This is a genomic window from Streptomyces sp. NPDC096205 (assembly GCF_044763135.1).
Lineage (GTDB): Bacteria > Actinomycetota > Actinomycetes > Streptomycetales > Streptomycetaceae > Streptomyces.
In genome coordinates this window covers 142,862-167,260 of the sequence record NZ_JBIWFS010000003.1, presented here as the reverse complement: position 1 = coordinate 167,260, position 24,399 = coordinate 142,862, and the positions used below count along the sequence as shown (strand labels likewise).

General features: G+C 72.4%; 23 protein-coding genes and 1 tRNA gene. 10 read left to right on the top strand and 14 right to left on the bottom strand.

The genetic code is table 11. From position 1 onward, the window contains the following. Positions 1 to 20: 20 nt before the first annotated feature. The 6 genes from efeB to ACIQ6Y_RS13170 all read right to left on the bottom strand — a co-directional run bounded on the left by efeB (position 21) and on the right by ACIQ6Y_RS13170 (position 6,349). Positions 21 to 1,364, bottom strand: a complete 1,344-nt coding sequence (gene efeB, locus ACIQ6Y_RS13195; protein ID WP_404036797.1) for an iron uptake transporter deferrochelatase/peroxidase subunit — start codon at positions 1,362 to 1,364, stop codon at positions 21 to 23. 5 nt (positions 1,365 to 1,369) lie between these two features. Then, a complete protein-coding gene (locus ACIQ6Y_RS13190) occupies positions 1,370 to 3,337 on the bottom strand; it encodes a copper resistance CopC/CopD family protein (RefSeq protein ID WP_404036794.1) in 1,968 nt (655 codons plus the stop codon). Between the two features lie 13 nt (positions 3,338 to 3,350). After that, the gene (locus tag ACIQ6Y_RS13185; protein ID WP_404036791.1) at positions 3,351 to 3,791 is read right to left on the bottom strand and encodes a copper chaperone PCu(A)C; all 441 of its coding nucleotides are present in this window, start codon (positions 3,789 to 3,791) and stop codon (positions 3,351 to 3,353) included. After that, positions 3,788 to 4,444 (bottom strand): SCO family protein, encoded by a 657-nt coding sequence (locus ACIQ6Y_RS13180; protein WP_404038297.1) that lies wholly within the window; start codon positions 4,442 to 4,444, stop codon positions 3,788 to 3,790. Before ACIQ6Y_RS13180 ends, ACIQ6Y_RS13185 begins: the two co-directional genes overlap by 4 nt. Before the next feature lie 96 nt (positions 4,445 to 4,540). Next, the gene (locus tag ACIQ6Y_RS13175; protein WP_404036788.1) at positions 4,541 to 5,293 is read right to left on the bottom strand and encodes a YcnI family protein; all 753 of its coding nucleotides are present in this window, start codon (positions 5,291 to 5,293) and stop codon (positions 4,541 to 4,543) included. Positions 5,294 to 5,521: 228 nt separating this feature from the next. Next, positions 5,522 to 6,349, bottom strand: a complete 828-nt coding sequence (locus ACIQ6Y_RS13170) for a hypothetical protein (protein ID WP_404036785.1) — start codon at positions 6,347 to 6,349, stop codon at positions 5,522 to 5,524. A gap of 252 nt (positions 6,350 to 6,601) precedes the next feature. On the opposite strand from ACIQ6Y_RS13170, the gene ACIQ6Y_RS13165 reads away from it, so the two are divergent. After that, complete coding sequence (locus tag ACIQ6Y_RS13165; protein WP_404036782.1) at positions 6,602 to 7,051, top strand: ATP-binding protein; 450 nt, start codon at positions 6,602 to 6,604, stop codon at positions 7,049 to 7,051. Here the strand turns inward: ACIQ6Y_RS13165 and ACIQ6Y_RS13160 are convergent. From ACIQ6Y_RS13160 to ACIQ6Y_RS13145, 4 genes are all read right to left on the bottom strand, one after another. After that, on the bottom strand, positions 7,011 to 8,336 hold the full coding sequence (locus ACIQ6Y_RS13160) for an MFS transporter (RefSeq protein ID WP_404036779.1): 1,326 nt from the start codon (positions 8,334 to 8,336) through the stop codon (positions 7,011 to 7,013). The two genes, ACIQ6Y_RS13165 and ACIQ6Y_RS13160, sit on opposite strands and share 41 nt — an antisense overlap. 131 nt (positions 8,337 to 8,467) lie before the next feature. Continuing rightward, on the bottom strand, positions 8,468 to 9,802 hold the full coding sequence (locus ACIQ6Y_RS13155) for a PLP-dependent aminotransferase family protein (protein ID WP_404038294.1): 1,335 nt from the start codon (positions 9,800 to 9,802) through the stop codon (positions 8,468 to 8,470). Between the two features lie 63 nt (positions 9,803 to 9,865). Next, entirely contained in the window at positions 9,866 to 11,365 is a 1,500-nt protein-coding gene (locus ACIQ6Y_RS13150) for an aminopeptidase P family protein (protein WP_404036777.1), read from the bottom strand. An 81-nt stretch (positions 11,366 to 11,446) separates the two neighbouring features. Continuing rightward, positions 11,447 to 12,844 carry a PP2C family protein-serine/threonine phosphatase gene (locus ACIQ6Y_RS13145; RefSeq protein ID WP_404036774.1) on the bottom strand — a complete coding sequence of 466 codons (1,398 nt, stop codon included), beginning with the start codon at positions 12,842 to 12,844 and terminating at the stop codon, positions 11,447 to 11,449. Positions 12,845 to 13,559: 715 nt separating this feature from the next. Here ACIQ6Y_RS13145 and ACIQ6Y_RS13140 point away from each other — a divergent pair. Together ACIQ6Y_RS13140 and ACIQ6Y_RS13135 are read left to right on the top strand one after the other, a co-directional pair. Next, the gene (locus ACIQ6Y_RS13140; RefSeq protein WP_404036771.1) at positions 13,560 to 14,225 is read left to right on the top strand and encodes a bifunctional DNA primase/polymerase; all 666 of its coding nucleotides are present in this window, start codon (positions 13,560 to 13,562) and stop codon (positions 14,223 to 14,225) included. 56 nt (positions 14,226 to 14,281) lie between these two features. After that, on the top strand, positions 14,282 to 15,028 hold the full coding sequence (locus tag ACIQ6Y_RS13135; protein ID WP_404036768.1) for a hypothetical protein: 747 nt from the start codon (positions 14,282 to 14,284) through the stop codon (positions 15,026 to 15,028). Between the two features lie 316 nt (positions 15,029 to 15,344). Here the strand turns inward: ACIQ6Y_RS13135 and ACIQ6Y_RS13130 are convergent, their stop codons facing one another. The 3 genes from ACIQ6Y_RS13130 to ACIQ6Y_RS13120 all read right to left on the bottom strand — a co-directional run bounded on the left by ACIQ6Y_RS13130 (position 15,345) and on the right by ACIQ6Y_RS13120 (position 17,958). After that, on the bottom strand, positions 15,345 to 16,310 hold the full coding sequence (locus ACIQ6Y_RS13130) for a DUF5926 family protein (protein WP_404036765.1): 966 nt from the start codon (positions 16,308 to 16,310) through the stop codon (positions 15,345 to 15,347). 126 nt (positions 16,311 to 16,436) lie between these two features. Continuing rightward, entirely contained in the window at positions 16,437 to 17,075 is a 639-nt protein-coding gene (locus ACIQ6Y_RS13125; protein ID WP_404038291.1) for an ATP-binding protein, read from the bottom strand. A 70-nt stretch (positions 17,076 to 17,145) separates the two neighbouring features. Further along, positions 17,146 to 17,958: a glycerophosphodiester phosphodiesterase gene (locus ACIQ6Y_RS13120; protein WP_404036762.1), complete on the bottom strand. Its 813-nt coding sequence runs from the start codon at positions 17,956 to 17,958 to the stop codon at positions 17,146 to 17,148. Between the two features lie 228 nt (positions 17,959 to 18,186). Here ACIQ6Y_RS13120 and ACIQ6Y_RS13115 point away from each other — a divergent pair, with 228 nt between their 5' ends. The 5 genes from ACIQ6Y_RS13115 to ACIQ6Y_RS13095 all read left to right on the top strand — a co-directional run bounded on the left by ACIQ6Y_RS13115 (position 18,187) and on the right by ACIQ6Y_RS13095 (position 21,695). Then, positions 18,187 to 19,746 (top strand): S1C family serine protease, encoded by a 1,560-nt coding sequence (locus ACIQ6Y_RS13115; RefSeq protein WP_404036759.1) that lies wholly within the window; start codon positions 18,187 to 18,189, stop codon positions 19,744 to 19,746. Between the two features lie 67 nt (positions 19,747 to 19,813). Further along, positions 19,814 to 19,900 (top strand) — tRNA-Ser (locus tag ACIQ6Y_RS13110). Between the two features lie 151 nt (positions 19,901 to 20,051). After that, positions 20,052 to 20,495, top strand: coding sequence for a hypothetical protein (locus tag ACIQ6Y_RS13105; protein ID WP_404036756.1), 444 nt, complete (start codon positions 20,052 to 20,054; stop codon positions 20,493 to 20,495). Between the two features lie 66 nt (positions 20,496 to 20,561). Continuing rightward, positions 20,562 to 20,903 (top strand): hypothetical protein, encoded by a 342-nt coding sequence (locus tag ACIQ6Y_RS13100; RefSeq protein ID WP_404036753.1) that lies wholly within the window; start codon positions 20,562 to 20,564, stop codon positions 20,901 to 20,903. Between the two features lie 198 nt (positions 20,904 to 21,101). Beyond that, positions 21,102 to 21,695, top strand: coding sequence for a hypothetical protein (locus tag ACIQ6Y_RS13095; protein WP_404036750.1), 594 nt, complete (start codon positions 21,102 to 21,104; stop codon positions 21,693 to 21,695). An 85-nt stretch (positions 21,696 to 21,780) separates the two neighbouring features. Here ACIQ6Y_RS13095 and ACIQ6Y_RS13090 read toward each other — a convergent pair whose 3' ends face one another. Then, a complete protein-coding gene (locus ACIQ6Y_RS13090; RefSeq protein WP_404036748.1) occupies positions 21,781 to 22,629 on the bottom strand; it encodes a bifunctional DNA primase/polymerase in 849 nt (282 codons plus the stop codon). A gap of 369 nt (positions 22,630 to 22,998) precedes the next feature. On the opposite strand from ACIQ6Y_RS13090, the gene ACIQ6Y_RS13085 reads away from it, so the two are divergent. Continuing rightward, entirely contained in the window at positions 22,999 to 23,325 is a 327-nt protein-coding gene (locus ACIQ6Y_RS13085) for a hypothetical protein (protein ID WP_404036746.1), read from the top strand. A gap of 168 nt (positions 23,326 to 23,493) precedes the next feature. Beyond that, positions 23,494 to 24,387 carry a bifunctional MaoC family dehydratase N-terminal/OB-fold nucleic acid binding domain-containing protein gene (locus tag ACIQ6Y_RS13080; protein WP_404036743.1) on the top strand — a complete coding sequence of 298 codons (894 nt, stop codon included), beginning with the start codon at positions 23,494 to 23,496 and terminating at the stop codon, positions 24,385 to 24,387. Positions 24,388 to 24,399 lie beyond the last annotated feature (12 nt).

Sequence of the window (24,399 nt, the reverse complement as noted above, 5' to 3'; positions counted from 1 at the left end):
CAGACCCTGACCCACCCCCCTCAGCCCTCCAGGAGGCGCTGGCCCACGTACTCCCCCTCCGCCGCCCCGCCCGGCACCGCGAACAGCCCGCTCGCCTCGTGTCGTACGAACGCGGACAGCGCGTCCCCCCGGTCCAGCTTGCGCTGCACCGGTACGAAGCCGCGCAGCGGATCGGCCTGCCAGCAGATGAAGAGCAGTCCCGCGTCGGGCACCCCGTCCGTGTCGATGCCGTCGTGGAAGGAGAAGGGCCGCCGCAGCATGGCCGCTCCGCCGTTCTGGTCCGGCCGGCTGATCCGCGCGTGTGCGTTGATCGGCACGACCAGGTTGCCCTCGGCGTCGACCTTCTCCAGGTCCATCTCGGTCGTCTCCGAGCCCCCCGACAGCGGGGCCCCGTCCGCCTTGCGACGCCCGATGACGTCCTCCTGGGCCTTCACCGACAGCTTCTCCCAGTCGTCCAGGAGCATGCGGATACGGCGTACGACGGCGTAGGAGCCGTGCGCCATCCACGCCGGGTCCTTCGAACCGGAGGAACCCGAGGAACCGGAGGAACCCGAGGAACCGGAGGAACCCGAGGAACCCGAGGCAGGCACGAAGATGCGCCGGTCGAAGTCCGGCTCGGCCGGCTTGGGGTTGCGTGTGCCGTCGACCTGGCCCATGAGGTTGCGGGCCGTCATGGGGTGGGCGGTGGCACCCGGCGACCGGTTGAAGCCGTTCATCTGCCAGCGCACCCGGGCCGCGGACCCCGCGTCCTTCTGGATCGCGCGCAGCGCGTGGAAGGCGACCAGGGCGTCGTTCGCGCCGATCTGCACCCACAGATCGCCGTTGCTGCGCGACTTGTCCAGTCGGTCGGAGGAGAAGTCCGGCAGCGGGTCCAGGGACACCGGCCGCTGCTTCTCCAGGCCCGTACGGCCGAAGAAGCTGTGGCCGAAGCCGAAGGTGACCGTCAGGGACGACGGGCCGGCGTCCTGCGCGATGCCGGTGTCGTCGTGGGCCGAGGGCTCGCCCGCCATCAGCCGCCGGGCCGTGTCCGACCAGCGGCGCAGCAGCGCGGCGGCCTCCCTGCGCCCGGCGCCGGGGGCGAGGTCGAAGGCGACGAGGTGGCCGTGCGCCTGGAGCGGGTCGGTGATGCCGGGCTGATGTTTCCCGTGAAACATCGCCTGCCCCGCGCCCACCGAGCTGAGCGGGGTCGCCCCGGCGGGCGCGGCCGCGTAGCCGACGGCACCGCCCGCCGCGCCGAGCGCGAGCCCGGTGGCCCCGGCGGTGGCGAGCAGGGTGCGCCGCGAGACGCCCTCACCGGCCGGGGCCTCGGCAGCGGCGGGTGCCTCCACGGAGGTCCGGGCCTGGGGGATGGACTGGTCAGCCATGTGGTTCAGCCGATCTTCGCGTTCTTGTCCACGGTCACCTGGTCGATGTCGGAGGTGCGCACGGTCACGGCGACCTTCCAGTCGCCGGCCATGGGGATCTGCACCCCGCTCGCCGCCCAGTGCCCGGTGGTGATGTGATCCGGGACGACGGGCAGCGGCCCGACGTCCTTCGACTCGAGGGTGAAGGAGAGCTTCACCTCGGGGACGTCGAAGGCACGGCCGTTGGGCCGTTCGACGTAGACGTGCAGCTCGTTGCCGCCGACCCGCGCGGGATCCAGGTCCACGCGGACGACGCCCTTGCCGTCCTCGCCGCCGGTGTCGAACGGCATGTCCAGCGTGAGCGTGCCGGACGCCGAGGCCTCAGCCGCCGACGCCGTGGCCGCCTTGGCCTCCTCCTCCGTACGGCCCGGCTCGGTCGACGTCAGCATGGTGGTCACGGCCAGCACCACGACGGCCACGGCCGCCTCGGCGAGCACCGAGCGCCGCAGCCCGAACCGCCGCGGGTCGGCGTCGCGCGCCTGCTTGCGCCGCGCGGCCTCGGCGGCGGCCTTCTGCCGCGCGAGCTGAGCGGCCCGCGCCGGATCGGAGGCCCGCGTGCGGGTGTTCTCGGTGTCCCCGGTGTCCCCGGTGTCCCCGGTGTCCCCGGTGTCCCCGGTGTCCCCGGTATCCCCGGTATCCCCGGTGTTCTCGGCGTCCGACGCAGCCGCGCCTACGGCCACCCGCTCCCGCTCGGCCCCCGCCGGTGCCTGCGCCAGCTGGGACGTCCACCGCCGGGAGATCCACGCGATGCCCACCAGCAGCACCACGAGCCCGATCTTCACCAGCAGAAGCTGCCCGTAGCGGGTGCCGGTCAGCGCCGACCAGGAGCCGAGCTGCCGCCAGCTCTGGTAGACCCCGGTCGCCACCAGCGCGACCACGCTGCCGAAGGCGACCCGCGAGAAGCGGCGTACGGCGGTCGAGTCCAGCGGGGTCTCCACCGGCGCCCGGTAGAGGGCGACGAGGAGCGCGCTCAGTCCGCCGAGCCAGGCGGCGACGGCCAGCAGATGGACGACGTCGACCGGCATCGCGAGCCCCGGCTGCAGCCCGGTCGAGGCGTGCTCTGCCATCGCCCAGCTCGCCGCGAGACCGGCGGCCACGACACCGCCGCCGACCGCGAGCCCGAACACCAGATCCCGCTTCTCGTCCCCGTCCCGACGGTCGTACGCCCCGAAGAGCACGGCGATGAACAGCGCCGCCGCCGCGAGCAGCAGCAGCCGGGAGACCAGGGCGGCGCCGGTCTTGGTCTGGAGCACCTGGCCGAGCAGGTCCAGGTCGAAGACGTCGCCGAACTTCGACGAGGTGGTGTACGAGCCGCGCAGGAGCAGCAGCGCCAATGTGGCGGCGGTCAGCGCGACCCAGCCGGAGACGACCAGCCGCTGCACGGCCCGCACCCCGGCGCCGCGCGGCCAGCAGGCCGGCACGAAGGCGCAGCCGCCGACCAGGACGATGAACCCGGCGTACGACACATAGCGCCCGAGCCCGTAGAGCCGGCCGACCAGGCCCTCGCCCGCGGCCTGTCCTTCGACGGACACGGACGTCGAGGAGGGCGCGCCGATGGAGAAGGTGAAGGCGCCGGAGACGGGATGGCTGTCGGCGGAGACGACCTGGTAGGTCACCGTGTAGGTGCCGTCGGGCAGCCCCGAGTGCAGCTTCACGGCGTACGTCGTGCCGCCGGTGCCGGCCGCCTCGCCGGTGTCGGCGCGCTTGCCCTTGGGGTCGAACACGCGCAGCGAGTCGTCGGACAGGGAGACGGTCTCGGAGAAGGTGAGCGAGACCTGCTGCGGGGCCCGGTCGACCACCGCCCCCTGCCGGGGGTCGCTGCCGGTGAGCGCGGCGTGCGCGGAGGCCGGTGCGGCACCGGCCAGCAGGGCGCCGGCGACGGCCAGGAACAGCAGCACCAGCGTGCGGACGCGCGGGGCGATGGCCTGCGTCAAGGTGGTCCCTCCCTCAGTTCCCGGACGTGGGGCGGTAGGTGGCCGGCTTGACCGGCAGGTCGACCTCGACCGGGTCGAGTCCGGTGAAGTGCAGCGTTATCGGGACGGTCTGGCCCTCCCGCGGCTGCTGCGCGAGCTGCTCGAACATCAGATGGCTGCCGCCGCTCTTCAGTACGAGCGTGCCGTGCGCGGGCACGTCGAGGGAGGTGACCTCCTGCATGGCCCCGCCGTCGGTCTCGTGGACGGTGACCTCGCCGAGGTCGCTGGTGACCTCGGTCAGCTTGGCGTCCTCGTCGCCCTTGTTGGCGATCGTCAGGAAGCCCGCGGCCATGTCGGAGACCGGCTGGGGCATGTAGGCGCCGCTGACGCTGAGGTCGGGCCCGGTGGACTCGTCGCCGCCGCAGCCGGCCAGCGTCAGCACCAGTACGCCGGTCGCCCACCACAGGCGCCTCACGGGTTCTCCCCCTTGATCAGCTTCGGCAGGTCCGCGGTGTAGTCGTCGACGGTGGCGTCCTCGCCGTAGAGCACGTACCCGGCGTCGGTCTTCGGGGAGAAGGCGATGACCTGGGTGCCGTGCATGGAGACGACCTTGCCCTTCTCCTTCTTCGGCGCCTCGATGGAGATGCCGAGGGTGCGGGCGCCGGCCTGGACGGTGGCGAAGTCGCCGCTGAGGCCGACGACCTGGGGGTCGATGCCCTTGAGCCACTTGCCGAGGGCCTCGGGCGTGTCCCGCTCGGGGTCGGTCGTGACGAACACGATGCGCAGCTCGTCCTGCTGGGCCTTCGGCAGCGACTTCTTCGCCACGGCGATGTTGTTCATCGTCAGCGGGCACACGTCGGGGCAGTTGGTGTAGCCGAAGTAGATCAGCGTCGGCTTGCCGGCGGTCTCCTTGCGGAGGTCGTACGTCTTGCCGTGGGTGTCGGTGAGCACCATGTCCGGCTTCTGGAACGGGTTCTCCGACAGGACGGTGGCGGCCTTGTCGGAGCCGGGCTCCTCGGAGACGACGGAGACGGGCGAGGCGGCGCTGTCGTCGTCCCCGCCGCCGCACGCGGACAGGGTCAGGGAGGCGGCGGCGAGGAGCGCGGCCGCCGCGAACTTCGTACGCAGAGGGTGCAGAGAGTGCATGGAGAGATGTCCCGGAGGTGAGTGCTCCGGCGGGCGCCGGGACCCCGCGAGGTCCCGGCGCCCACCGAGGTGGGTGGGTCAGGCAGAGCGCCGGCGTCCGGCCAGGACGCCGTAGGCGACACCGGCGGCGCCGACGACGATGCCCACGATGCCGAGCACCCGGGCGGTGGTGTCGGAGCTGTCGCCGGAAGCCGCCTCCTCGGTGGCGGAGGTCTGGGCGGCGGCGTGGTCCGCGTCGTCGGACGGCGCGTCGGAGGGCTCGGCGGTGGCGGAGCCGGAGCCGTGGTGGCCCTCCTCCTCGGCGGCGGACAGGGCGAGCACCGGCGCCGGGTTCTCCGGCTCCTCCGCGCCCTCCTGCACCTCGATCCAGCGCACCACCTCGTTGTTGGAGTACGTCTGGATCGCCTTGAACACCAGCTCGTCGGCGTCCTCGGGCAGGGCGCCGATGTTGACGGGGAACTTCTGGAAGAAGCCGGGCTTGATGCCGCCGCTCTTCGCGGTCCAGGTCACCTTGGTGACGGCCTCGGTGATCTGCCGCCCGTGCACCTCCAGCGGCTTGTCCAGCTTCGCCTTGGTGATCTTGATGTCCCAGCCGTTGATCGGCTCCGGCATCACCGAGGACAGCGGGTGCTCGGCGGGGAAGTTGACCTCGACCTTGGTGGTCGAGGCGTTGTCGCGCTCGTTGGGCACCTTGAAGTCGACGACCGCGTAGCCGCCCTTGGCCGCGGCGCCCTCCGGCTGGACGCTGACGTGCGCGAGCGCGGGGGAGGACAGGGCGAGGACGGCGGTGCCGGAGACGGCAGCGGCGGCGGCGATACGGGAAACCTTCATGACAGCAAGCACTCCACTTCGAGACTTCGGGAGATCCGGTGATCCCAGTGATCTGGTGATCCGGTGAATCCGGTGATGAAGAGGGATACGAGCGCGCGCAGGTGACCGCCGGTCAGCGGTGAGGACGTCACAGAGGGCGGCGGAGATCGGCGCACACGCGTGTGCCGCTCGGCGCGGCCGTCCCTCCCACCGGATCGCGGAGGATCCCGGGGCGGTGCTGCGGTCGCGTCAGGCGGCGAGGGCGAGCGCGGCGGCGGGCGGGCCGCGCCGGATCACCGTGTGCTGGAGTGCGGTCGTACGGAGTTCAGGAGGCGCGAGAGCAGCGGCGCGTGTCGGCAGCGGACCTGCCACGGGCGCGCCCGGAAGCCCGGCACGCAGGGCGCGCACCAGGGCGAGCGCCCCGCGCAGGGAACGTACGAGCGCCCCCTCGGCGACCCCGTGCGCCGACAGCCGGACCAGCCGCAGCAGGGCCAGATCGCCGTGGCGCAGCAGCCAGCCGACGGCCAGCGCCGCGAGGGCGTGACCGAGCAGCATGGGCAGCGAGGGCAGCAGCGACGCGGAGGAACCGGCCGTGGTGGACAGCGCGTCCGCCGGATCGTGCGCGGTGTGCACACCGGCGCCCGCGCCCGCGCCGCCCGTCGGCAGCAGGCGCGCGTCGGTGAGGATGCGCTGGGCCTGGGCGGGGCTGAGCGCCGCCGCGGTGGTCCCGCACAGCAGGCGCGCGGCCCGGTCGACCAGTGCGGTGTCGCTCCCGGCCGGGGCGGCCATGACCGCCGTACCGTGCTGGCCCAGTCCGAACAGGGTGTGCAGCACCGTCTGTCCGACCGTCAGCAGGGCCGCGATCCCGGGCAGGGTGCGCTCGCGCCCGGCGAGCGGCGCCGCCACCACGAGCACGGCCACGAAGCCCGCGCCCAGCGCCCACAGCGGAACGGCGGCGCAGGAGGCGAGGGCATGTCCGGCCCCGGACAGCACGACACAGACCGCGGCGAACACCGCGGCCCGCAGGATCCGGAGCCGGACTCCGGAGCGCATCGCGCGCGCGTGGGGGGCAGACATGGCGGGCTCATCATCGCACTGGCCTTATGGGCGCCATACGGCAGGTCCACAAGATTCCGTACGCGTCCTACGATCCGGAAGATCACCTTCTGCCCGGACCGCTCCCCTCCGGCGCCCTCCCGCCCCACATACACCGAATGGCGCGCCCGGCACATCCCCCATATGGGCGGCATCACGCTGAATGAACGCTTACGTTCGGGCACTCGTGGCAATAGGTATCGGTATGTCGAGCCGCGGCCAGGAGGCTGGAGCATGAGCATCTGGTGGTCACTCCACTTGCGGCGCGAGGCCGCGAGCGTCCCGCTCGCCCGGCGTCTGCTGCTCGGCACGATGGAGACCGCGGGGGTGGACCCGGACATCTCCTACGACCTGTCGGTCGCGCTCACCGAGGCCTGCGCCAACGCCGTCGAGCACGGCGGGGGCGCCGCGGGCGGGAGCACGTCGGAGGCGTACCGGGTCACCGCCTACCTCGACGGCGAGAAGTGCCGCATCGAGGTCGCCGACTCGGGCCCCGGCTTCGCCCGCTCCCCGGCGGCCCGGCCGGCTCGCTCGGACGCCGAGCACGGCCGGGGCCTGTGCCTCATCGAGGAGCTCGCCGACCACGTCCACATCGGCAACAAGCCGGGGCGGGGCGGGGCGGTGGTGAGCTTCGACAAGATGCTCAAGTGGCGGGACAACGCTCCACTTGTGACAGCGTCCTGACCTCGGGCTGGGTAGCCGCCTCGGCATCGGCCAGGACCGCCGTGTCGGCATCGGCTCCGGCTGCCGCCTCGCCGTCGGCCCGTCGCCCCGTCGCCCACCGCGAGACGGGACCCATCCCGTACGACGCCGCCACCGTCGCCGCGCCCAGCAGCAGCCAGCCCGGGGTGCCCCACTCCACCACCAGGGTCGTCAGCACCAGCGGGCCGAGGGTGCGGGCGACGGTCACGCCGGTGCCGAACAGGCCCTGGTACTCACCGACCCGACCCTCCGGCGCCAGGTCGAACGACAGCTGCCAGGACCCCGCCGACTGCCCCATCTCGGCGATCACCTGAAGCACCGCCCCCAGCACCAGGAACCCGACGGCCGCCCACAGCGAGGCCCCCGCCGACAGCGCGAACACCGCGCACGCGGCCAGCATCACCCAACCGGCGTGCCGCAGCGCCCGGTTCGCGGAGCCGACCCCGGTCACCCGCCGGGCCGCCCGCACCTGGAACAGCATCACCGCACCGGTGTTGAGCACGAACAGCGCCGACAACAGCCAGGCCGGGGCGTCGGTCCGCCGGGTGATCCACAGCGGCAGCACCAGGCTCAGCAGCGGAAGCCGCAGCAGCAGCACGGTGTTCAGCAACGCCACCAGCGCATACGGCCGGTCCCGCAGCACCCCCAGCCGATCCGGTGCCCCGCCGCGGCGCCGGTCCCCCGTCGCCGGCGCCACAGCGGGAAGCCTCAGCAACAGCAGCGCACAGACCAGGAAGCTCACCGCGTCCAGCGCGAACACCGCCAGATAGGCGCCACGCGTCCCCGCCTGCAACGCGAGCCCGCCGAGCCCCGCCCCGACCGCCAGACCGGCGTTGAGGGTGGACTGCAGATGCGCCAGCAGCCCGGTGCGCTCGGCGGCGGACACCAGCCCTGCCAGCAGCGCCTGCCGGGCCGCCGCGAGCCCGGACTGCGCGGCCGCGTACGCGCAGGCCACCAGCACGAACGGCACGAACCCGCGCACCACGGTGAAGGACGCCACCGCCAGCGCCGTGGCGAAGGCCAGCAGCACCGCCGTACCGCGTGCCCCGCGCCGGTCGGCGAACCGCCCGAGCGGCACCCCCACCAGCGACCCGACCGCCCACCCGAGGGTCAGCCCCAGGCCCACGCGCGCGGGGGCGAGGCCGACGATCTGGGTGAAGTAGAGGGCGGACGTCGTGTAGAAGGCGCCGTCGCCGACCGAGTTGCTCAGCTGGGCGAGGGCGAGGGTCCGGCGCGGACCGGCGGGAGGGACGAGCGAGTTCGTCATGCCTACGACACTAGGAGCGCGGTGGACCGGCGGGCAGACCCAATTCCCGGCCTGATCATTGGCCCAATTCTGCCGGGCATGCAGCTCGGCTCCCAGCCCGGCATCCAGGACTCCTGGGGTCCGCCCGGCCCTCAGCCCAGCACCCTCACCAGCACATCGAGCGCCTCCGCATAGGCCGATTCCCGAGGGGTCCCGTATCCCACGACCAGACCCTGCGGCCGCCCCGCACCGGGCTCGTGCCAGTGGTCCCCGAGCCGCCCCACCGCGAGGCCGTGCGCCTCGGCCCGTCCGAACGCCGCCTCCTCGTCGTCGACCTCCACCAGCGCGTGCAGCCCGGCCGCGATCCCGCGCACCCGCCGCCGCGTGCCCAGCCGCTCCAGGAGGAGGTCCCGGCGGCGCCGGTAGCGCAGTCGGCAGGCCCGTACATGACGGTCGTAGGCATGACTGCCGATCAGTTCGGCGAGCGCCAGCTGTCCGAGCACCTCGGTGTGATGGTCGCTGTACAGCTTCGCCTCGGCGACCGCGTCGACCAGATGCCGCGGCAGCACCATCCAGCCCAGCCGCAGCGCGGGCCCGAGCGTCTTGGAGGCGGTGCCCACATAGACGACCTGCTCCGGCGCCACCCCCTGCAACGCCCCGACGGGCTGCCGGTCGTAGCGGAACTCCCCGTCGTAGTCGTCCTCGACGATCAGTGCCCCACGCGCGCGTGCCCAGTCGGTGAGCGCACGCCGCCGCTCGGGACGCAGGGTGACCCCGGTCGGGTACTGATGCGCGGGCGTGACGACGACGGCGGCCGGGTCCCTCAACGCCTCGACACGGAGGCCTGATTCGTCCACCGGCACGGGCACCACGGTTCCCCCGCCCCGCCGCACCACCTCCCGGTGGAACGCCAGCCCCGGGTCCTCCATGGCGAACTCGCCGCCCCCGAGCACCCGCGTCAGCAGCGCGAGCGCCTGCACATACCCGGAGGTGACGACGATCCGCTCGACCGGCGCGACCACACCCCGTGTCCGCCCGAGGTACTCCGACAGCACGGCCCGCAACTCGATCCGCCCGCGAGGGTCCCCGTAGTCGTACGCCGCGGACGGCGCCGAGGCCATGGCCTTGCGCACGGCCCGCGACCAGGCCGCCACCGGAAACGTGCCCACGTCCGGGCTCCCGGGCCGCAGATCGTGGAGCGGCCCACGCGCGCGTGCGGCGACCTCCACCGGCGCGGCGGCGACCGGCAGCAGCGCCGCGACCTGCGTCCCGGCGCCCTGCCGAGCCGTCAGATACCCCTCGGCGACGAGCTGGTCGTATGCGGCCTTGACGGTCCCCCGCGACAGCCCCAACTCCTCCGCGAGCCGCCGAGTGGCAGGCAACAGAGCCCCGGGAGCGAGCCGCCCGTCCCGAACGGCGTCGCGCAGGGCTCGCTCAAGCCCCGCACGAAGCCCAGCAACGGGGTCGGCTTCTAGATGCAGATCCAGCCCAACGCTGCCAGGGGCGCGGGGAACGGCGCGATCAACCACGAACGACCCGCAGACGGCAGATCAGCGACGGTCCCCCTTGAGAGCCGCCATCCACGCCTCGACCTCCTCAGAACGCCGAGGCAGACCAGCGGACAGATTCCGGTTTCCGTCCTCCGTCACCAGGATGTCGTCCTCGATCCGCACCCCGATGCCCCGGTACTCCTCGGGCACGGTCAGATCATCGGCCTGGAAGTACAGCCCCGGCTCCACGGTGAGGCACATCCCCGGCTCGAGGACGCCCTCCACGTACGTCTCGGTCCGCGCGGCAGCGCAGTCGTGGACGTCCATGCCCAGCATGTGCCCGGTCCCGTGCAGCGTCCAGCGCCGCTGGAGCCCCAGGTCCAGGACCCGCTCGACCGGCCCCTCGACCAGGCCCCACTCGACGAGCTTCTCGGCCAGCACCCGCTGGGCCGCGTCATGGAAGTCCCGGTACTTCGCGCCCGGCTTCACCGCGGCGATGCCGGCCTCCTGGGCCTCGTACACGGCGTCGTAGATCTTCTTCTGGATCTCCGAGTAGCGGCCGTCGACCGGCAGGGTCCGCGTGACGTCGGCCGTGTAGTACGTGTGCGTCTCGACGCCCGCGTCGAGCAGCAGCAGGTCGCCGGAGCGGACGGGACCGTCGTTGCGCACCCAGTGCAGCGTGCAGGCGTGCGGACCGGCCGCGGCGATGGTGCCGTAGCCGACATCGTTGCCCTCCACGCGCGCGCGGAGGAAGAAGGTGCCCTCGATGTAGCGCTCGGAGGTGGCCTCGGCCTTGTCGAGGACCTTCACCACGTCCTCGAAGCCGCGCACGGTCGAGTCGACGGCCTTCTGCAGCTCGCCGATCTCGAACTCGTCCTTGACCAGGCGCGCCTCGGAGAGGAAGACCCGCAGCTCCTCGTCGCGCTCGGCGGTGACCTTGTCGGTGAGCGCGGCCTCGATGCCGGCGTCGTAGCCGCGCACGACGCGGACCGGGCCGGTGGCCTCGCGGAGCTTGTCCGTCAGCTCGCGGACGTCGGAGGCGGGGATGCCGTACAGCTGCTGCGCCTCGGTCAGGGAGTGCCGGCGGCCGACCCACAGCTCGCCCTGGCCGGACAGCCAGAACTCGCCGTTCTCCCGGTCGGAGCGCGGCAGCAGGTAGATCGTGGCCTCGTGGCCCTCGCCCTTGGGCTCCAGGACGAGGACGCCGTCCTCGGTCTGGTTGCCGGTGAGGTACGCGTACTCGACGGACGCCCGGAAGGCGTACTCCGTGTCGTTCGAGCGGGTCTTCAGGTTGCCGGCGGGGATCACCAGGCGCTCGCCGGGGAAGCGCGCGGACAGCGCGGCGCGGCGGGCGGCGGTCTCGGCGGCCTGGGCGATCGGCTCCAGGTCGCGCAGCTCGGTGTCGGCCCAGCCGCTCTTCATGTTCTCGGCAAGCTCGTCGGACACGCCGGGGTACAGACCGTTCTTCCGCTGCTTGACGGGGGCTTCTTCAGAGGTCTCCGGGCCCGCTGCGGCAACAGCGTCGTCGGGCACAGCCGGGAGTTCGTCGGCCACGGTCATCCTCCTTGGTACGGCATTGGACCATGTCCATCGTACGGTCGTACGTAAGGTGCCCAAGGCCCCAAGGACCTGTTACCAGCCTCACTCGAAGCGGGCCGCCATGAGCACGACATCCTCGTCGCTGTCGGCCGAATCCAGCCCGTCCGGCAGTACGGTGCGCAGCACATGGTCGGCGAGCGCCTCGGGGTCGCGGCGCACGGCCCGCGGGGCGCCCGAGGCGGCGGCGTGCAGCCGGGCGAAGGCGCGGTCGACGGGGTCGCCGGTGCGGTGCAGCAGGCCGTCGGTGTAGAGCAGAACCGTCTCGCCCTCCTCGGCCTCGATCTCCACGCTCGGCGCCTCCCAGCAGGCGAGCATGCCCAGCGGCGCCGACACGGAGGTCTCCACGAACTCGGTGCGCCGCTCGCCGACCAGCAGCGGCGGGCAGTGCCCGGCACCGGCCAGGGTGAGCTTGCGCCCGGCGGGCTCGCAGTAGGCGAACAGGGCGGTCGCGGAGCGGGCGGGCTCGGTCAGCCGCAGCAGCAGCTCCAGGTCGGACAGGACGGCGACCGGGTCCTCGCCCTCCATCACGGCGTACGCCCGCAAGCTGGCGCGCAGCCGGCCCATCGCGGCGACCGCGCTCGGCCCCGACCCGGTGACCGAGCCGACGGCGAGCCCGAGGGCCGCGTCGGGCAGCGGCAGGGCGTCGTACCAGTCGCCGCCGCCGAGGGCGCAGGTGCGGTGCCGGGCGGCGAGCTGGACACCGGCCACGCGGGGGAGGCGGGAGGGCAGCAGTTCCTCGGACATGGTGGCCATGCAGGCGCGCGTGTGCTCGACCTCCAGCAGCCGCGCGAGGTGCTCGGTGGCGTAGCGGGCGTAGAGGCCGACGAGGTGGCGCCGGCGCTCGACCGGCTCGGCGGGCTCGTCGTACAGCCACACCGCGGCGCCGAGACGGCCGGCGGACTCGGTGGACAGGGGGAGGGCGTAGCTGGCGGCGAAACCGAGGCGGCGGGCCACCTCGCGGTGGCGGGGGTCGAGGCCGTCCTCGGCGAGCAGATCGGAGCGCACGATCTCGGCCACGCCGCCGGGCAGCCCGGCCGGGGTGTCGAGGAGTTCGCCGTACGGCAGTGAGCCGCGCGGCACGGTCTCGATATGGCCGAGATCGGCCGGGGCGAGTCCGAGGCCGACGGTCGTGCGCGGGCCACGCTCCGCGCCGGGTTCCAGGACGACCAGACCGCGCCGGGCACCCACCAGGGCGGCTCCGGCGCGCAGCAGTTCCTGGACGGCGTCGGCCATGGTGTCGGTGCGGACCAGGCGTTCGGTCAGTTCGTGCAGGGTCGTGAGGTCCGAGACCCAGCCGGCGAGGCGGTCCTGGAGCAGGATGCCGGGGCCGGTGGTGACGGAGGAGACGTCGGCTGCGACGGGCGCGGGCGCGACAGTGTGTGCGGGCGAGGGAACCGTTGAATCGATTCCGGCCACTTTCGGAGGGTGCGGGGCGTTCATGGCGTCCGGCTTTCCGACCGGTTCGTTTTGCTGAAAAGCATCGCAAACCCCCATGTCATTCTGCACTGCTGCAGTGTCTCCACATGTACACGCACTCGTGAGGGGATGTCCAGCATTGTCCTGCCGGGATTCCTGGTGTCCATGTGCCTTCCGGGATGGGTGGACGTTCCTCTTGCAGAAAGGCAAAGTTGGCTTAAAACAGACTCGGGCAACGCCCTCTTGCGGTCGACTGGGCTTGCTCGACGGAGCGTCACAGCGGTCGTGATGGGTACGTACTCGGAGAAGGCCAGGGGTGGTTGGGGGCCACCCGGAACCTGGCGACGGACCCGGGCGTCCTATCCACCGACGACCGTGCCCCATCCTCCCGTGGCGGAGGCGGAGAGAACTACGCGGGACGGCAAACGCCAGACTTCGCCACCCCACGCCACGCCCGTGCAGCAGCAGAACCGGTACGACGAGTACGACGCGCACGGCGAGTACGGACAGACGAGTACGGACAGAACGGTCGGCACGGCCCCGGTGGCCCGCCGGCAGCATCGGCCGCCGACACGGCCGAAGCCCGACGCTGGATCCGTCAGGGATGATCCCCGTGTTGTTCGCAGGGGTGTTTCGCAGGGGTGTGATGCGCCGGCAGGTACGCACAGTGCAGTGATCGACACATGGTGTATGTGGCCCACGGTGTTGCCAGGCGTGCAACGGAAAGGAACGAGCGCTGATGCGCGAGATCCTCGGAAGGCGACGCAGGCTCCTGTCCAGGCGTGGTGACGGGAGGCCTGAGCTGATCGGCACGGCCCTGACCATCGCGACTCAGTGGCAGTGGCCCGTACTTCCCGGCGTGGCGGCCGATCCGCAGGGGCGCTCCCGCTGCGGCTGCCCCGACCCCGAGTGCACGGTGCCCGGCGCCCATCCCTTCGACCCCGGGCTGCTCGCCGCCAGTACCGACGAGCGCATGGTCCGCTGGTGGTGGACCAACCGGCCCTCCGCCCCGATCGTGCTCGCCACCGGCGGCCAGGCCCCGTGCGCGGTCAGCCTGCCCGCCGCGGCCGCCGCGCGTGCACTGGCCGCGCTCGACCGCGGCGGCATGCGCCTCGGCCCGGTCGTCGCCTCGCCCACGCGCTGGTCCGTCCTCGTGCGGCCGTACACGATGGAGCAGTTGGGTGAGCTGCTCTACGCCAAGGACTTCGTGCCCGGCTCCCTGCGCTTCCACGGCGAGGGCGGCTACATCACCCTTCCCCCGTCCTCGACCGGCGAGGGCGCCGTCCGCTGGGAACGCGCACCGCTGCCCGGCTCGGCCTCGCCCTGGGTCCCCGACGTGGAGGCCGTGGTGGACGCGGTCGTCGACGCCCTCACTCGTACGGGTGTGAGCGCCCCCGAGTTGTAAGGGTGTCGGGCGCGCGGGGAACCGGGCGCCCGTTTTTGCTCGTTATCGTCCCCCTCATGAACCTTCGTCTCCTCGCCCTCGCGGGCGTCGCGGCGTGCGCGATCGCGCTGCCGCTGGCCGTGGCGTCCGCGGGGCCCGCGGGGGACGACGAGCGCACGACCGTACGTCTGCCTGCGCATGCCTCGCGCGAGGTGCGGGAGGCCGGTGTGGCGGGGGCGTCTGGTGCCCCCGGTGCTTCTGGGGCCTCCGGTGCTTCTGGGGCCTCCGGTGCTTCTGGGGCCTCCGGTGGTTCAGTTGGGGCCGAGGGGGCCAGTGGGTCAGGTGGGTCCGGCGGTGCCGGCTCGGGCGGCGTCGGTGCGTCCGGCGGGCTCGGTACTTCCGATGGGGTCGGTACGTCCGACGCGTCCGGCGGCGTCGACGCCAAGGGCTCTTCGGCCGGGGCCGCGCGTACGCCGCTGCTGCTCGGCGTCGGTACGGCCACCGCGGCCCGCTGCGGACCCGAACTCACCTCGCCCGAGGGCGTGGAGGCGCAGACCTGTGTGCTGAGCCAGGGCGATGACACCTGGGCGCGCACCTACTACCGCAACGGCACCGGGGAGCCGCTTCGGGCCGTGCTGAGTCTCATGGGGCCCGGTGCACGGACGGTGCAGATGCGCTGTGCGGTCAGTGCCGGGGACGAGCCGGCCTCGTGCGAGACGCCCCGGGAACGCACTCGGGCGGCGGCGGGTTACACCGCGGTCGCGGAATTCGCGGGCACTCGCCCCGACGGGCCGCTGTTGCTGCGGTCGGGGAGCAACTCCTAGCGCCGACCCCGGCGGAAACCGGTCGGACCGCTCAACTCCCCTTCGCTCACGGCGAGTTGACGCGCGGCCGCGTTCCGTACAGCCGGCCGTGCGACGGTCCGGAGACGCAAAGACCCGGTTGCTGGCGACGGGGGATGCACCAGCAACCGGGCTACTGGAACGGTAACAAGAGATCGGCTGTTCGCAAATTCGATCTCCGATTTTCCTCGGCTATTCGGACACCGATCGGGCGCTCGCGGAGCGGGAATCGGGCGCGATGCCGTCGCGGCCGGGGAGCCGGGGGTGGCTGACCGGTCGGTCAGCCACCCGCTGTGCGTCAGCTGAGCGTGACCTGTCGGTTGGTCAGACCGCCGCGGGCGCGGCGCTCCTCCGGGGTGAGCGGCGCGTCCGTCGCGAGGGCCGTGGCGAGGCGCTCGGCGAACTCGGCGGCCGGCTTCTCCACGTCCTCGGCACCGACCCCGCTCGGCAGGTCCCAGACCGGGACCGTGAGCCCGTGAGCACGGAAGGAGCCCACCAGACGGGTGCCCTCGCCCAGGCTGGAGCTGCCCGCGGCGTGCAGGCGCGCGAGCGCGTCCAGAAGCTGCTCCTCGGGGTGCGGCATGACCCACCGCAGGTGGTTCTTCTCCGGGGTCTCGCACCAGTAGGCCGCGTCCACGCCAGCCAGCTTCACGGTGGGGACGGCGGCGGCGTTGGCCCGCTCCAGGGAGGCGGCCACCTCCGGCGTGGCGTTCTCCGCGTCCGGGACCCAGAACTCGAAGCCGCTGTGCACGACCGGCTCGAAAGAGGCGTCCGCGTCGAGCAGATCCTGCAGCCGCGGACCGTCGGCCGGGGCGCGGCGGCCCTGCACGGGCGTGCCCGGGTCGGCCTCCAGGGCGCGCTGCAGGGTGTCGGCGAGGTCGCGGCTGATGTCGCCGGACGCCGTGTCGTTCTGCAGGCCGAGCAGCACCGAGCCGTCCTCGCGGCGCAGCGCGGGCCAGGCCATCGGCAGCACCGTCGCCAGCGTGACCGAGGGGACGCCGTCGGGCAGGCCGCCCTTGAGCGTCAGCTCCGCCGTCGCCGCCGGAACCAGCTCACGCAGCGCGACCCAGTCGCACTCGCCCGCGAGGCCCTCGAACGGACGGTGCACCAGCTCGGTCACGGCCTGCGCGGCGGCCCGGCCGTGACAGGCCTTGTAGCGGCGGCCGCTGCCGCACGGGCAGGGCTCGCGGGCACCGACGACCGGGATCTCTCCGTCGGTGAGCTGGGGCTGCTTGGCCTTTGTCTGGGGTCGCTTCTTGGCCATCGTGGGGTCTCCCGGTTACGGCGCGTCTCGTACGGGCGCCGAGCCTAGCCGTTCGCGCCACGAGCGACGGGACCCTGTGGACGACGGGGCGATTGTGGACAACCGCGCCGGTGCCGGAGGGGGCCTTCAGTCCAGGTCGTCGAAGGCGTCCGCGAAGTCCAGCCCCGCGATGACCGGCACCGCCGGGGCTGTGACGCGCGTAGCGAAATCGGCGCGGCGGTGCCCGGCATCAGGATCATGAACGTCGTCGTGGACCACGACCCATACGGTGACCTCGCCGCAGGCGTCGTCGCGTACGCCCCAGTCGTCGGAGAGCGCGGTGATGATGTTCAGCCCGCGGCCGCCGTGCGCGGTGACCGACGGGGTGGCCGGGGCCGGGCGGGTCGGTCCACCGCCGTCCGTCACCTCCACCACGAGACGGCCGTCCGGGTCCACGCGCCATGCGGCCCGGACGTCACCGTCTCCGGCCAGGGCGTCGCCCAGGGGCCGGCCGTGTTTGCACGCGTTGCTCAGCAGTTCGGAAAGGATCAGTACGGCGTCGTCGATGACCGATTCCGCCACCCCACCACTGCGCAGCTGATCGCGCATACGGTGTCTCGCTTCCCCCACGCCCGCAGGGCCATGGGGTACGGCCATGCTCGACGACGTGGGCACCTCCTGTGCCACCACCAACGCCACCCCCGAGACCTCCTTCGCCCCACGCCACGGAGTGGATGCCCCATTGGCCTGTACCGGAAACCGGCCAATACGGTTCCGGTGACGCATTCGCAACGATCGAACACGCAGCGAACGCGCCGGTGCACTCCCCGTGATCGCAAGGGGCGTGAACATGTGTTCAGCGGCGGCCGAGAAGCTCCGCCACCGCGCGCGGGCGGTTGGTGATGATGGCGTCGACGCCGAGATCGAGGCAGAGCGCGACGTCCTCGGGCTCGTTCACGGTCCACACGTGCACCTGGTGGCCGGCCCGCTTGAGGCGCTCGATGTACGCCGGGTGGTTGCGCACGATCCGCATCGACGGGCCCGCGATGTGCACCCCGGCGGGCAGCCGGCCGTCGCGCAGCCGGGGCGAGACGAACTGCATCAGATAGACGGTCGGCAGGACCGGTGCCGCGGCCCGCACCCGGTGCAGCGAGCGCGCCGAGAAGCTCATGACGCGCACCGGGGACTCCTCGGCGGAGGCCGGGGAGTCGAGGCCGAACCGCTTCAGCAGGAGAAGCAGCCGCTCCTCGACCTGGCCGGCCCAGCGCGTGGGGTGCTTGGTCTCGATGGCCAGCTCCACCCGTCGCCCGGCGTCGGCGACGAGTTCGAGCAGCCGCTCCAGGGTGAGCACGGAGGTGTCCGCGGGGTCCTCGGGCCGGGTCTCCCAGTCGGGCTCCTCCTGGCCCCGCTTCCAGGAGCCGAAGTCGAGGGCGGCGAGGTCGGCGAGCTCCAGGGCGGAGACGGCCCCGCGGCCGTTGGACGTACGGTTGACGCGGCGGTCGTGCACGCACACGAGGTGCCCGTCCGCGGTGAGCCGTACATCGCATTCGAGGGCGTCGGCGCCGTCCTCGATGGCCTTCCGGTACGCGGCCAGGGTGTGCTCCGGGGCGTCCTCGGAGGCCCCTCGGTGGGCGACGACCTGGACGTGGTGCTGTCGAGCGTGGGTCACCGCGTCATGGTGCCACCGTCCGGGGGTACGTGTGACGCCCGAGTGGCATTCCGATCGCCTACGCGATGGACCGGCCATGCGCCCGATAAGCGAAGAATGTTCTATATAAAGGATGGCCCTGGACCCACAGGCACCGCTTATGGTGCTCTGACGGCCCGTGGGAAAAGCTGACGGCATACAAAATTGCAGCTGCGCAGCGACGACAGCCGTGGATCGAGGAGAGAAGCTGTGAGCACCGAGAACGAGGGCACCGAGGTTCCCCCGGCCCCGTCCGCACCTCCCGTGCCGGTGGACACTCCCGCGGCCTCCCCGCAGACGCCCGAGAGCACCGCGCCGGCGCCTTCGACGCCTTTGACACCTCCGACGCCTTCGACACCTCCGACGCCTTCGACGCCTTCGACGCCTTCGGCACCGGAGAGGGACCAGGTCCAGGAGGCGGCGTACGCCCAGGCCGCCCCGCAGCCCCCGGCCCCCGCTCATGGCGCTCCCGCACAGCAGGCCGCCTGGCCGCCCCCGCCGGCGCCTGCCTACGACGGCGGTGGCGGTGGTCAAGACGGCGGCTACGGCGGCGGTGGTCACGACGGCGGATACGGCGGCGGATACGGCGGCACGGACCCCGCGCCCGCCTGGGGAGCCTCGTACCAGGCGGCCCAGCCGCCCGTCCCGAAGCAGCAGCGGCGCGGCCGCGGCGGGCTGCTCGCGGCGGTGCTGGTGGCCGCGCTGGTCGCGGGCGGACTCGGCGGCGGCCTCGGCTACACACTCGCGAAGGACGACGACACCAGCTCCACCACCGTCTCGGCCGTCGACAGCGGCGGCGACCTCAAGCGCGACCCGGGCACGGTCGCGGGCGTCGCCGCCCGCGCGCTGCCCAGCACGGTCACCATCCAGGCCGAGTCCAGCAACGGCGAGGGCGGCACCGGCACGGGCTTCGTCTTCGACACCGAGGGCCACATCGTCACCAACAACCACGTGGTGGCGGAGGCCGTGGACGGCGGCAAGCTGTCGGCGACGTTCCCCGACGGCAAGAAGTACGACGCCGAGGTGGTCGGCCACGCCCAGGGCTACGACGTGGCGGTCATCAAGCTCAAGAACGCCCCCTCGGGCCTGAAGCCGCTGACCCTCGGCAACTCCGACGACGTGGCCGTCGGCGACTCCACGATCGCCATCGGCGCCCCGTTCGGGCTGTCCAACACCGTCACCACCGGCATCATCAGCGCCAAGAACCGCCCGGTCGCCTCCAGCGACGGCTCCGGCAGCCTGGCCTCCTACATGAGCGCCCTGCAGACCGACGCCTCCATCAACCCGGGCAACTCCGGCGGCCCGCTGCTGGACGCCAAGGGCAACGTCATCGGCATCAACTCCGCGATCCAGTCCACCAGCAACGGCGGCTTCGGCTCCGGCCAGTCCGGCTCCATCGGCCTGGGCTTCGCGATCCCGATCAACCAGGCCAAGTACGTCGCCCAGCAGCTGATCAAGACCGGCAAGCCGGTGTACGCCAAGATCGGCGCCTCCGTCTCCCTGGAGGACACCACCGGCGGCGCCAAGATCACCGACACCGGCGCGAGCGGCTCCGACGCCGTCGAGCCGGGCGGCCCCGCCGCCGAGGCCGGCCTCAAGCCCGGCGACGTGATCACCAAGCTCGACGACACCGTCATCGACTCCGGCCCCACCCTCATCGGCGAGATCTGGACCCACCAGCCCGGCGACAAGGTCACCCTCACCTACGAACGCGACGGCAAGATCAGGACCACCGACCTCACCCTCGCCTCCCGCACCGGCGACAACTGACCCACGCGCCGCCTCACCAACCCGTTACTCTTGTCCCCGCGCCGCCCGCCCACCGTGGGCGCCGCGGGGAGGCGTGCCCGAGCGGCCTAAGGGAACGGTCTTGAAAACCGTCGTGGCAGCGATGTCACCGTGGGTTCAAATCCCACCGCCTCCGCGCAGAGCACAGTGAGAACGGCCCCCGACCGGATGCACCGGCCGGGGGCCGTCGCGTTGTCCGGGGGCCGTTGCGTGTTTTGGGGCCCCGCCGATGTCAGTGCCCGCTGTTACTGTCCGGCCGTTCTCTTGGACTGGTTGGGGAGGGGCGTATGGGTGCGTCCGGGTGGGACTACTCGGTGCCGTATCAGGAGGATCTGGGGGCGGCGTTCGAGGGGTTGCGGCGCAGGGTTTTCGAGCAGCGGGACTACCACTGGGGACCGGGGGACGCGTGGCTGCCGGAGGAGGAGCGGGAGCCGTGGCCGGAGAGCGAGGAGGAGCTCTGGGCGCATGAGCTGGTCCAGCACGACGGCACGCACTCGATCCTCGACATCTTCCGGCTGATCGGGCCGGACGACGAGCCGGAGATCGGGACGGTCAAGCCGGTGACCGAGGAGGAGGCCCTGCATGTGCTGGGGGCGCGCAAGCTCACGCGGGCCGATGTGCCGCGGTTCGAGGAGTTCGACCACTGGCGCTGGTACGGGCGTTGTGCCGTCCTGCACGATCAGCGCGGTGAGCCTCGGGAGATCTATTTCTGGGGGTACTCCGGCGACTGAACCCGGGCCGGGATCTGAGTAGTTGTGCTCATGTGCCGTCCCTGACGAACCGGGATGCTGGCCCGTATGCGGTCAACGGGGCAACATCCGCTGACGGACGAACGGGCCCGGCCGTCCGTCGGTGAGCAGGTCGGGGTCTGTGTCGCGCTGCTCGTGCTCGATCTGATGGTCATCGCGTATCTGGTGATCCTCCGCTACGGGATGGCGAGTTGGGGCGACGCCTTCGACAGCGGCAATGCGCCCGACGCGCCCGAGGAAGCCGTGCGGGGGATGTGGATCCTGGCCGGTGGCGCGGTCGTCACCGGTGGGGGGCTTCTGCTGCTGCGGTGGTGGGTACCGGGCTTCCTCCAACTCGCCGTCCTGGGCGCCGGAGCGGCGCTGCTCGGCTCCTACGGCGCCGGCCCCTGAGGCTCGGCCGGTGCGCCGTGCGTCCCTTTCGGGTGACGGGTTCGTCCCGGATCCGTGACGTAAGGGTTTTCTGTATCGCGGCAGGTCAGGGCCATTGGCTACGGTCCCCCGACCGACCGGACACGGCCGTCGGGGCCGTGCGGGGACAGGGGGGACGAGACGATGAACACCCGAAGCCGTCGTAGATCTGCTGCCGTGATGCTCGTGGCTGTCGCGCTGGGTGCCGTGCTGACCGGGTGCAAGGGGGACGAGGCCCGGGCCGTCGGGCCCGGCGCGAGCGCCACGCCGTCCGGCGGCGCTGGTAAGGGGGACGGCTCGTCCTCCGCTGTCCCTTCCTCCTCGCCCGACGACGGCAGCGACGCCCCTGACGCCCCGGCCGGTACGCCCGCCGGTACCGCCACGCCCGCCGGCAAGCCCGCCGACTGTGTCACCAAGGCGCCGTACCCCGAGGACTACGACCCCGACGAGTTCGCCCTGTACGGCTACGAGGAGCTCGACGGCATCACCGACAAGGTGAACCTGATCATCCAGCACGGGGCGTGGGGCTGCCCGGAGCCGGACACCGACGGGGCGCCCTTCGTGGTGTCGGGCGAGGAGTCCCGCTGGGCGCTGGACCAGGGCGCGTACGTCACCGCGACCAACCCGATCGTCGAGAGCACGGAGAACCAGCGGATCGGCGTACAGGAGCTGCTGGACTGGCTGGACGCGCACCCGGACTCGGGCCTGGTGTTCAAGTACGAGCTGGGGGACGACGGGGCGATCCACCGGCTCGACGAGGTCTTCACTCCGTGACCTCGGTCTGGCCCTGGTCCGACCCTGGTCCGATCCGGGGTCCGACGCTGGTCTGACACCGGTTTGGTCCGGGGGCTGACCCCCGTCAGACCCCCGTCATCCGCCGCGCCGACGCGACCGTCGCCCGGGCCTCCCGCTCCGTGAGCCCGGTCGTGCGGGCCGCGTCCACCAGGGCATCGGCGAGGGCAGGGCCGATGCCGTTCTCGTAGGCGCGGCAGGCCGCCCAGAACAGGCGGGTGTTGCGCTGGCCCTCATGGGCGGCCAGGACGAACTGGATCAGGCCGTGACCGTGGCCGCCCCCGGGGCTCCCCGCGGAGGCGCGCGGCGGCGGCAGCAGCAGTCGCAGCAGGGCGGGCGGGCAGGGCGCGGGCGGCAGCCGGTCCGTGCCGGGCGCGGCCGCGTACACGCCCTGGTCCGTGCGGGAGCCGGGGCCGACCAGGTAGCCGCCCGCGCCCCGGATGTCGATGCCGGGGGCGAGGCGGCCGGCGGAGTTGGGGACGACCACGTCCGGCGGGCCGGTGAGCCAGATGTGACGGCCGCCGGAGGGGGTCTGCACGACGACCGTCGGTGGGATCGTGAACAGGTGACGCAGGGCCAGCTCGCGCAGGGCGGCCGGGGCGTCCTGGCCGGACTTCACGTCCAGGTCGACGCCGATCAGGTGGTGCGGGGGCAGTCCGCAGGCGATGCCGTAGCCGGTGGCCCAGGGCGCGGCGGCGAACAGGGCGCGGATGCGGGCCGGGTCGGTGGAGGCGTCGTACACGCCGTGCCCGAAGCGGCCGCACTCGCCCCGGCAGGGCCGTTCCGAGCCGTGGTGCGGGGAGCGCAGGGCCGGGAGCTTGGTGCGGGACAGGGGGATGACGGCCAGACCGCGTTCCGCGGCCGACAGCGCGTGTGCCAGGGCCAGTGTGCAGGCCTGCCGGTCGATGGTGGCCATGACTTCATTTTCGTACGGATGTTCGAAGAAGGGAAGAGGGGACCGGTGCGGCGCGCCCGGAGTGGCTGGAACGGCCGGAAAGTGCCGGAACGCTTCACCCCTTGCGGCGCTTGGGCGTGAGTCACCCGAACAGCCCTGACCTGCGGATTCCCGCACGGGAAAGATGCTGAAAGGGGTTTATCGACTTGTCATCACGCTTGAGGGCGAATCGGGGCTTCCGTGGTGGTTCGCCGGGGATTCGGTGGGCAACTCTGGACTCGCGACGTCGAACACAGCACCGGGGCGGTCGGCCAACTGCCTTGGTACAAGCCGTACTTCGCGCACGAGCGGCCCAACGGGCCGGTGCGCACCTGGTTCTGGAGGAAATACATGGCAAGCATCCGTACCGCCCGCGTCATCGCCGCCGTCTCCGCTCTGCCGCTCGCGGCCGCCCTCTTCTCCGGTGTCGCGGTGGCGGACAACGGCGCCTTCGCGGACAACGGATCCAGCGCAGCCGTCACCAACGCGTTCCAGGGCATCGTCGGCAGTGGCGTCGGCGGGGACAACAACGGCAACTCGTCCACCACCCAGCAGCAGGCGATCGGCTCCGGCGCCTCGAACCAGAGCAACACCGCCCAGGTCGACGGCTCGGCCTTCACCGGGATCAACCAGGGCAACGACAACGTGTCCGTCGGCTTCACCCCGCTGTGGTGGTGAACTGAGGGGGCCCTGCCCCCTGCGTGGCGTGCTCTCCGTGGGGTGTGACAGCGACTGCGCGGCGGTGCTTCGGCGCCGCCGCGCAGTCGTGTTCTTGACACTTCCGCGCACCTGACGGACAGTCAGAAACTGTCGTGCGAACGGCCCTTGTCCGGGAGGAGGTAAGCCGTGACCGACGACCTGGCCGTACGGCTGAAGGCCTACGAGGGGCGGCCCGCCGTCGCCGGGGCGACCGGCAAGGACCCCGTCAACGCGCCCATGATCCGGCACTGGTGCGAGGCCCTCGGCGACACCCACCCCGCCTACACCGGCCCCGACGCCGTCGCGCCGCCCGCCATGCTCCAGGTGTGGACGATGGGCGGGCTCAGCGGCCACGAGGCCCGCACCGACGCCTACCAGGAGCTGCTCGCGCTGCTCGACGCGGCCGGCTGCACCTCCGTCGTCGCCACCGACTGCGAGCAGGAGTACCTGCTCCCGCTGCGACCCGACGACACGGTCACCTTCGACACCGTCGTCGAGTCGGTCACCGGGCCCAAGTCGACCCGGCTGGGCAGCGGTTGGTTCGTCACCACGCGGACCGACATCCGCGCGGACGGCCGCCTCGCCGGCGTTCACCGCTTCCGCATCCTCAAGTACGCGCCGCGTGGCACACGAAAGGAGCGCCGCCCGCGACCCGTGATCAACCGCGACAACGCCGCCTACTGGGAGGGCGTCGGCCGGCACGAACTGCTGGTCCAGCGGTGCACCGCGTGCCGCGCCCTGCGTTTTCCCTGGCTGCCCGGCTGTCCGGACTGCGGCTCGCCCGACTGGGACACCGTACGAGCGAGCGGGGAGGGCACGGTCTTCAGCTACGTCGTCCTGCACCATCCGCCCTTCCCGGCCTTCGACCCTCCCTACGCCGTCGGCCTGATCGAGCTGGCCGAGGGCGTGCGGATCGTCGCGGACCTGGTCGGGATGCCGTACGACAAGGTGCGGATCGGGATGCCGGTGCGGCTGGAGTTCCTGCGCTGCGACGAGGAGTTGACCGTGCCGGTGTTCCGGGTGCGGGAGGCGGCGGCGTGAGGGGCGGAGACC

Bases quoted from the DNA above. Each gene is read 5' to 3' on its own strand.
- efeB (WP_404036797.1), bottom strand. From the start codon at position 1,364: ATGGCTGACCAGTCCATCCCCCAGGCCCGGACCTCCGTGGAGGCACCC.
- ACIQ6Y_RS13175 (WP_404036788.1), bottom strand. From the start codon at position 5,293: ATGAAGGTTTCCCGTATCGCCGCCGCCGCTGCCGTCTCCGGCACCGCC.
- ACIQ6Y_RS13170 (WP_404036785.1), bottom strand. From the start codon at position 6,349: ATGTCTGCCCCCCACGCGCGCGCGATGCGCTCCGGAGTCCGGCTCCGG.
- ACIQ6Y_RS13165 (WP_404036782.1), top strand. From the start codon at position 6,602: ATGAGCATCTGGTGGTCACTCCACTTGCGGCGCGAGGCCGCGAGCGTC.
- ACIQ6Y_RS13160 (WP_404036779.1), bottom strand. From the start codon at position 8,336: ATGACGAACTCGCTCGTCCCTCCCGCCGGTCCGCGCCGGACCCTCGCC.
- ACIQ6Y_RS13150 (WP_404036777.1), bottom strand. From the start codon at position 11,365: ATGACCGTGGCCGACGAACTCCCGGCTGTGCCCGACGACGCTGTTGCC.
- ACIQ6Y_RS13145 (WP_404036774.1), bottom strand. From the start codon at position 12,844: ATGAACGCCCCGCACCCTCCGAAAGTGGCCGGAATCGATTCAACGGTT.
- ACIQ6Y_RS13140 (WP_404036771.1), top strand. From the start codon at position 13,560: ATGCGCGAGATCCTCGGAAGGCGACGCAGGCTCCTGTCCAGGCGTGGT.
- ACIQ6Y_RS13135 (WP_404036768.1), top strand. From the start codon at position 14,282: ATGAACCTTCGTCTCCTCGCCCTCGCGGGCGTCGCGGCGTGCGCGATC.
- ACIQ6Y_RS13130 (WP_404036765.1), bottom strand. From the start codon at position 16,310: ATGGCCAAGAAGCGACCCCAGACAAAGGCCAAGCAGCCCCAGCTCACC.
- ACIQ6Y_RS13125 (WP_404038291.1), bottom strand. From the start codon at position 17,075: ATGCGTCACCGGAACCGTATTGGCCGGTTTCCGGTACAGGCCAATGGG.
- ACIQ6Y_RS13105 (WP_404036756.1), top strand. From the start codon at position 20,052: ATGGGTGCGTCCGGGTGGGACTACTCGGTGCCGTATCAGGAGGATCTG.
- ACIQ6Y_RS13100 (WP_404036753.1), top strand. From the start codon at position 20,562: ATGCGGTCAACGGGGCAACATCCGCTGACGGACGAACGGGCCCGGCCG.
- ACIQ6Y_RS13095 (WP_404036750.1), top strand. From the start codon at position 21,102: ATGCTCGTGGCTGTCGCGCTGGGTGCCGTGCTGACCGGGTGCAAGGGG.
- ACIQ6Y_RS13090 (WP_404036748.1), bottom strand. From the start codon at position 22,629: ATGGCCACCATCGACCGGCAGGCCTGCACACTGGCCCTGGCACACGCG.
- ACIQ6Y_RS13085 (WP_404036746.1), top strand. From the start codon at position 22,999: ATGGCAAGCATCCGTACCGCCCGCGTCATCGCCGCCGTCTCCGCTCTG.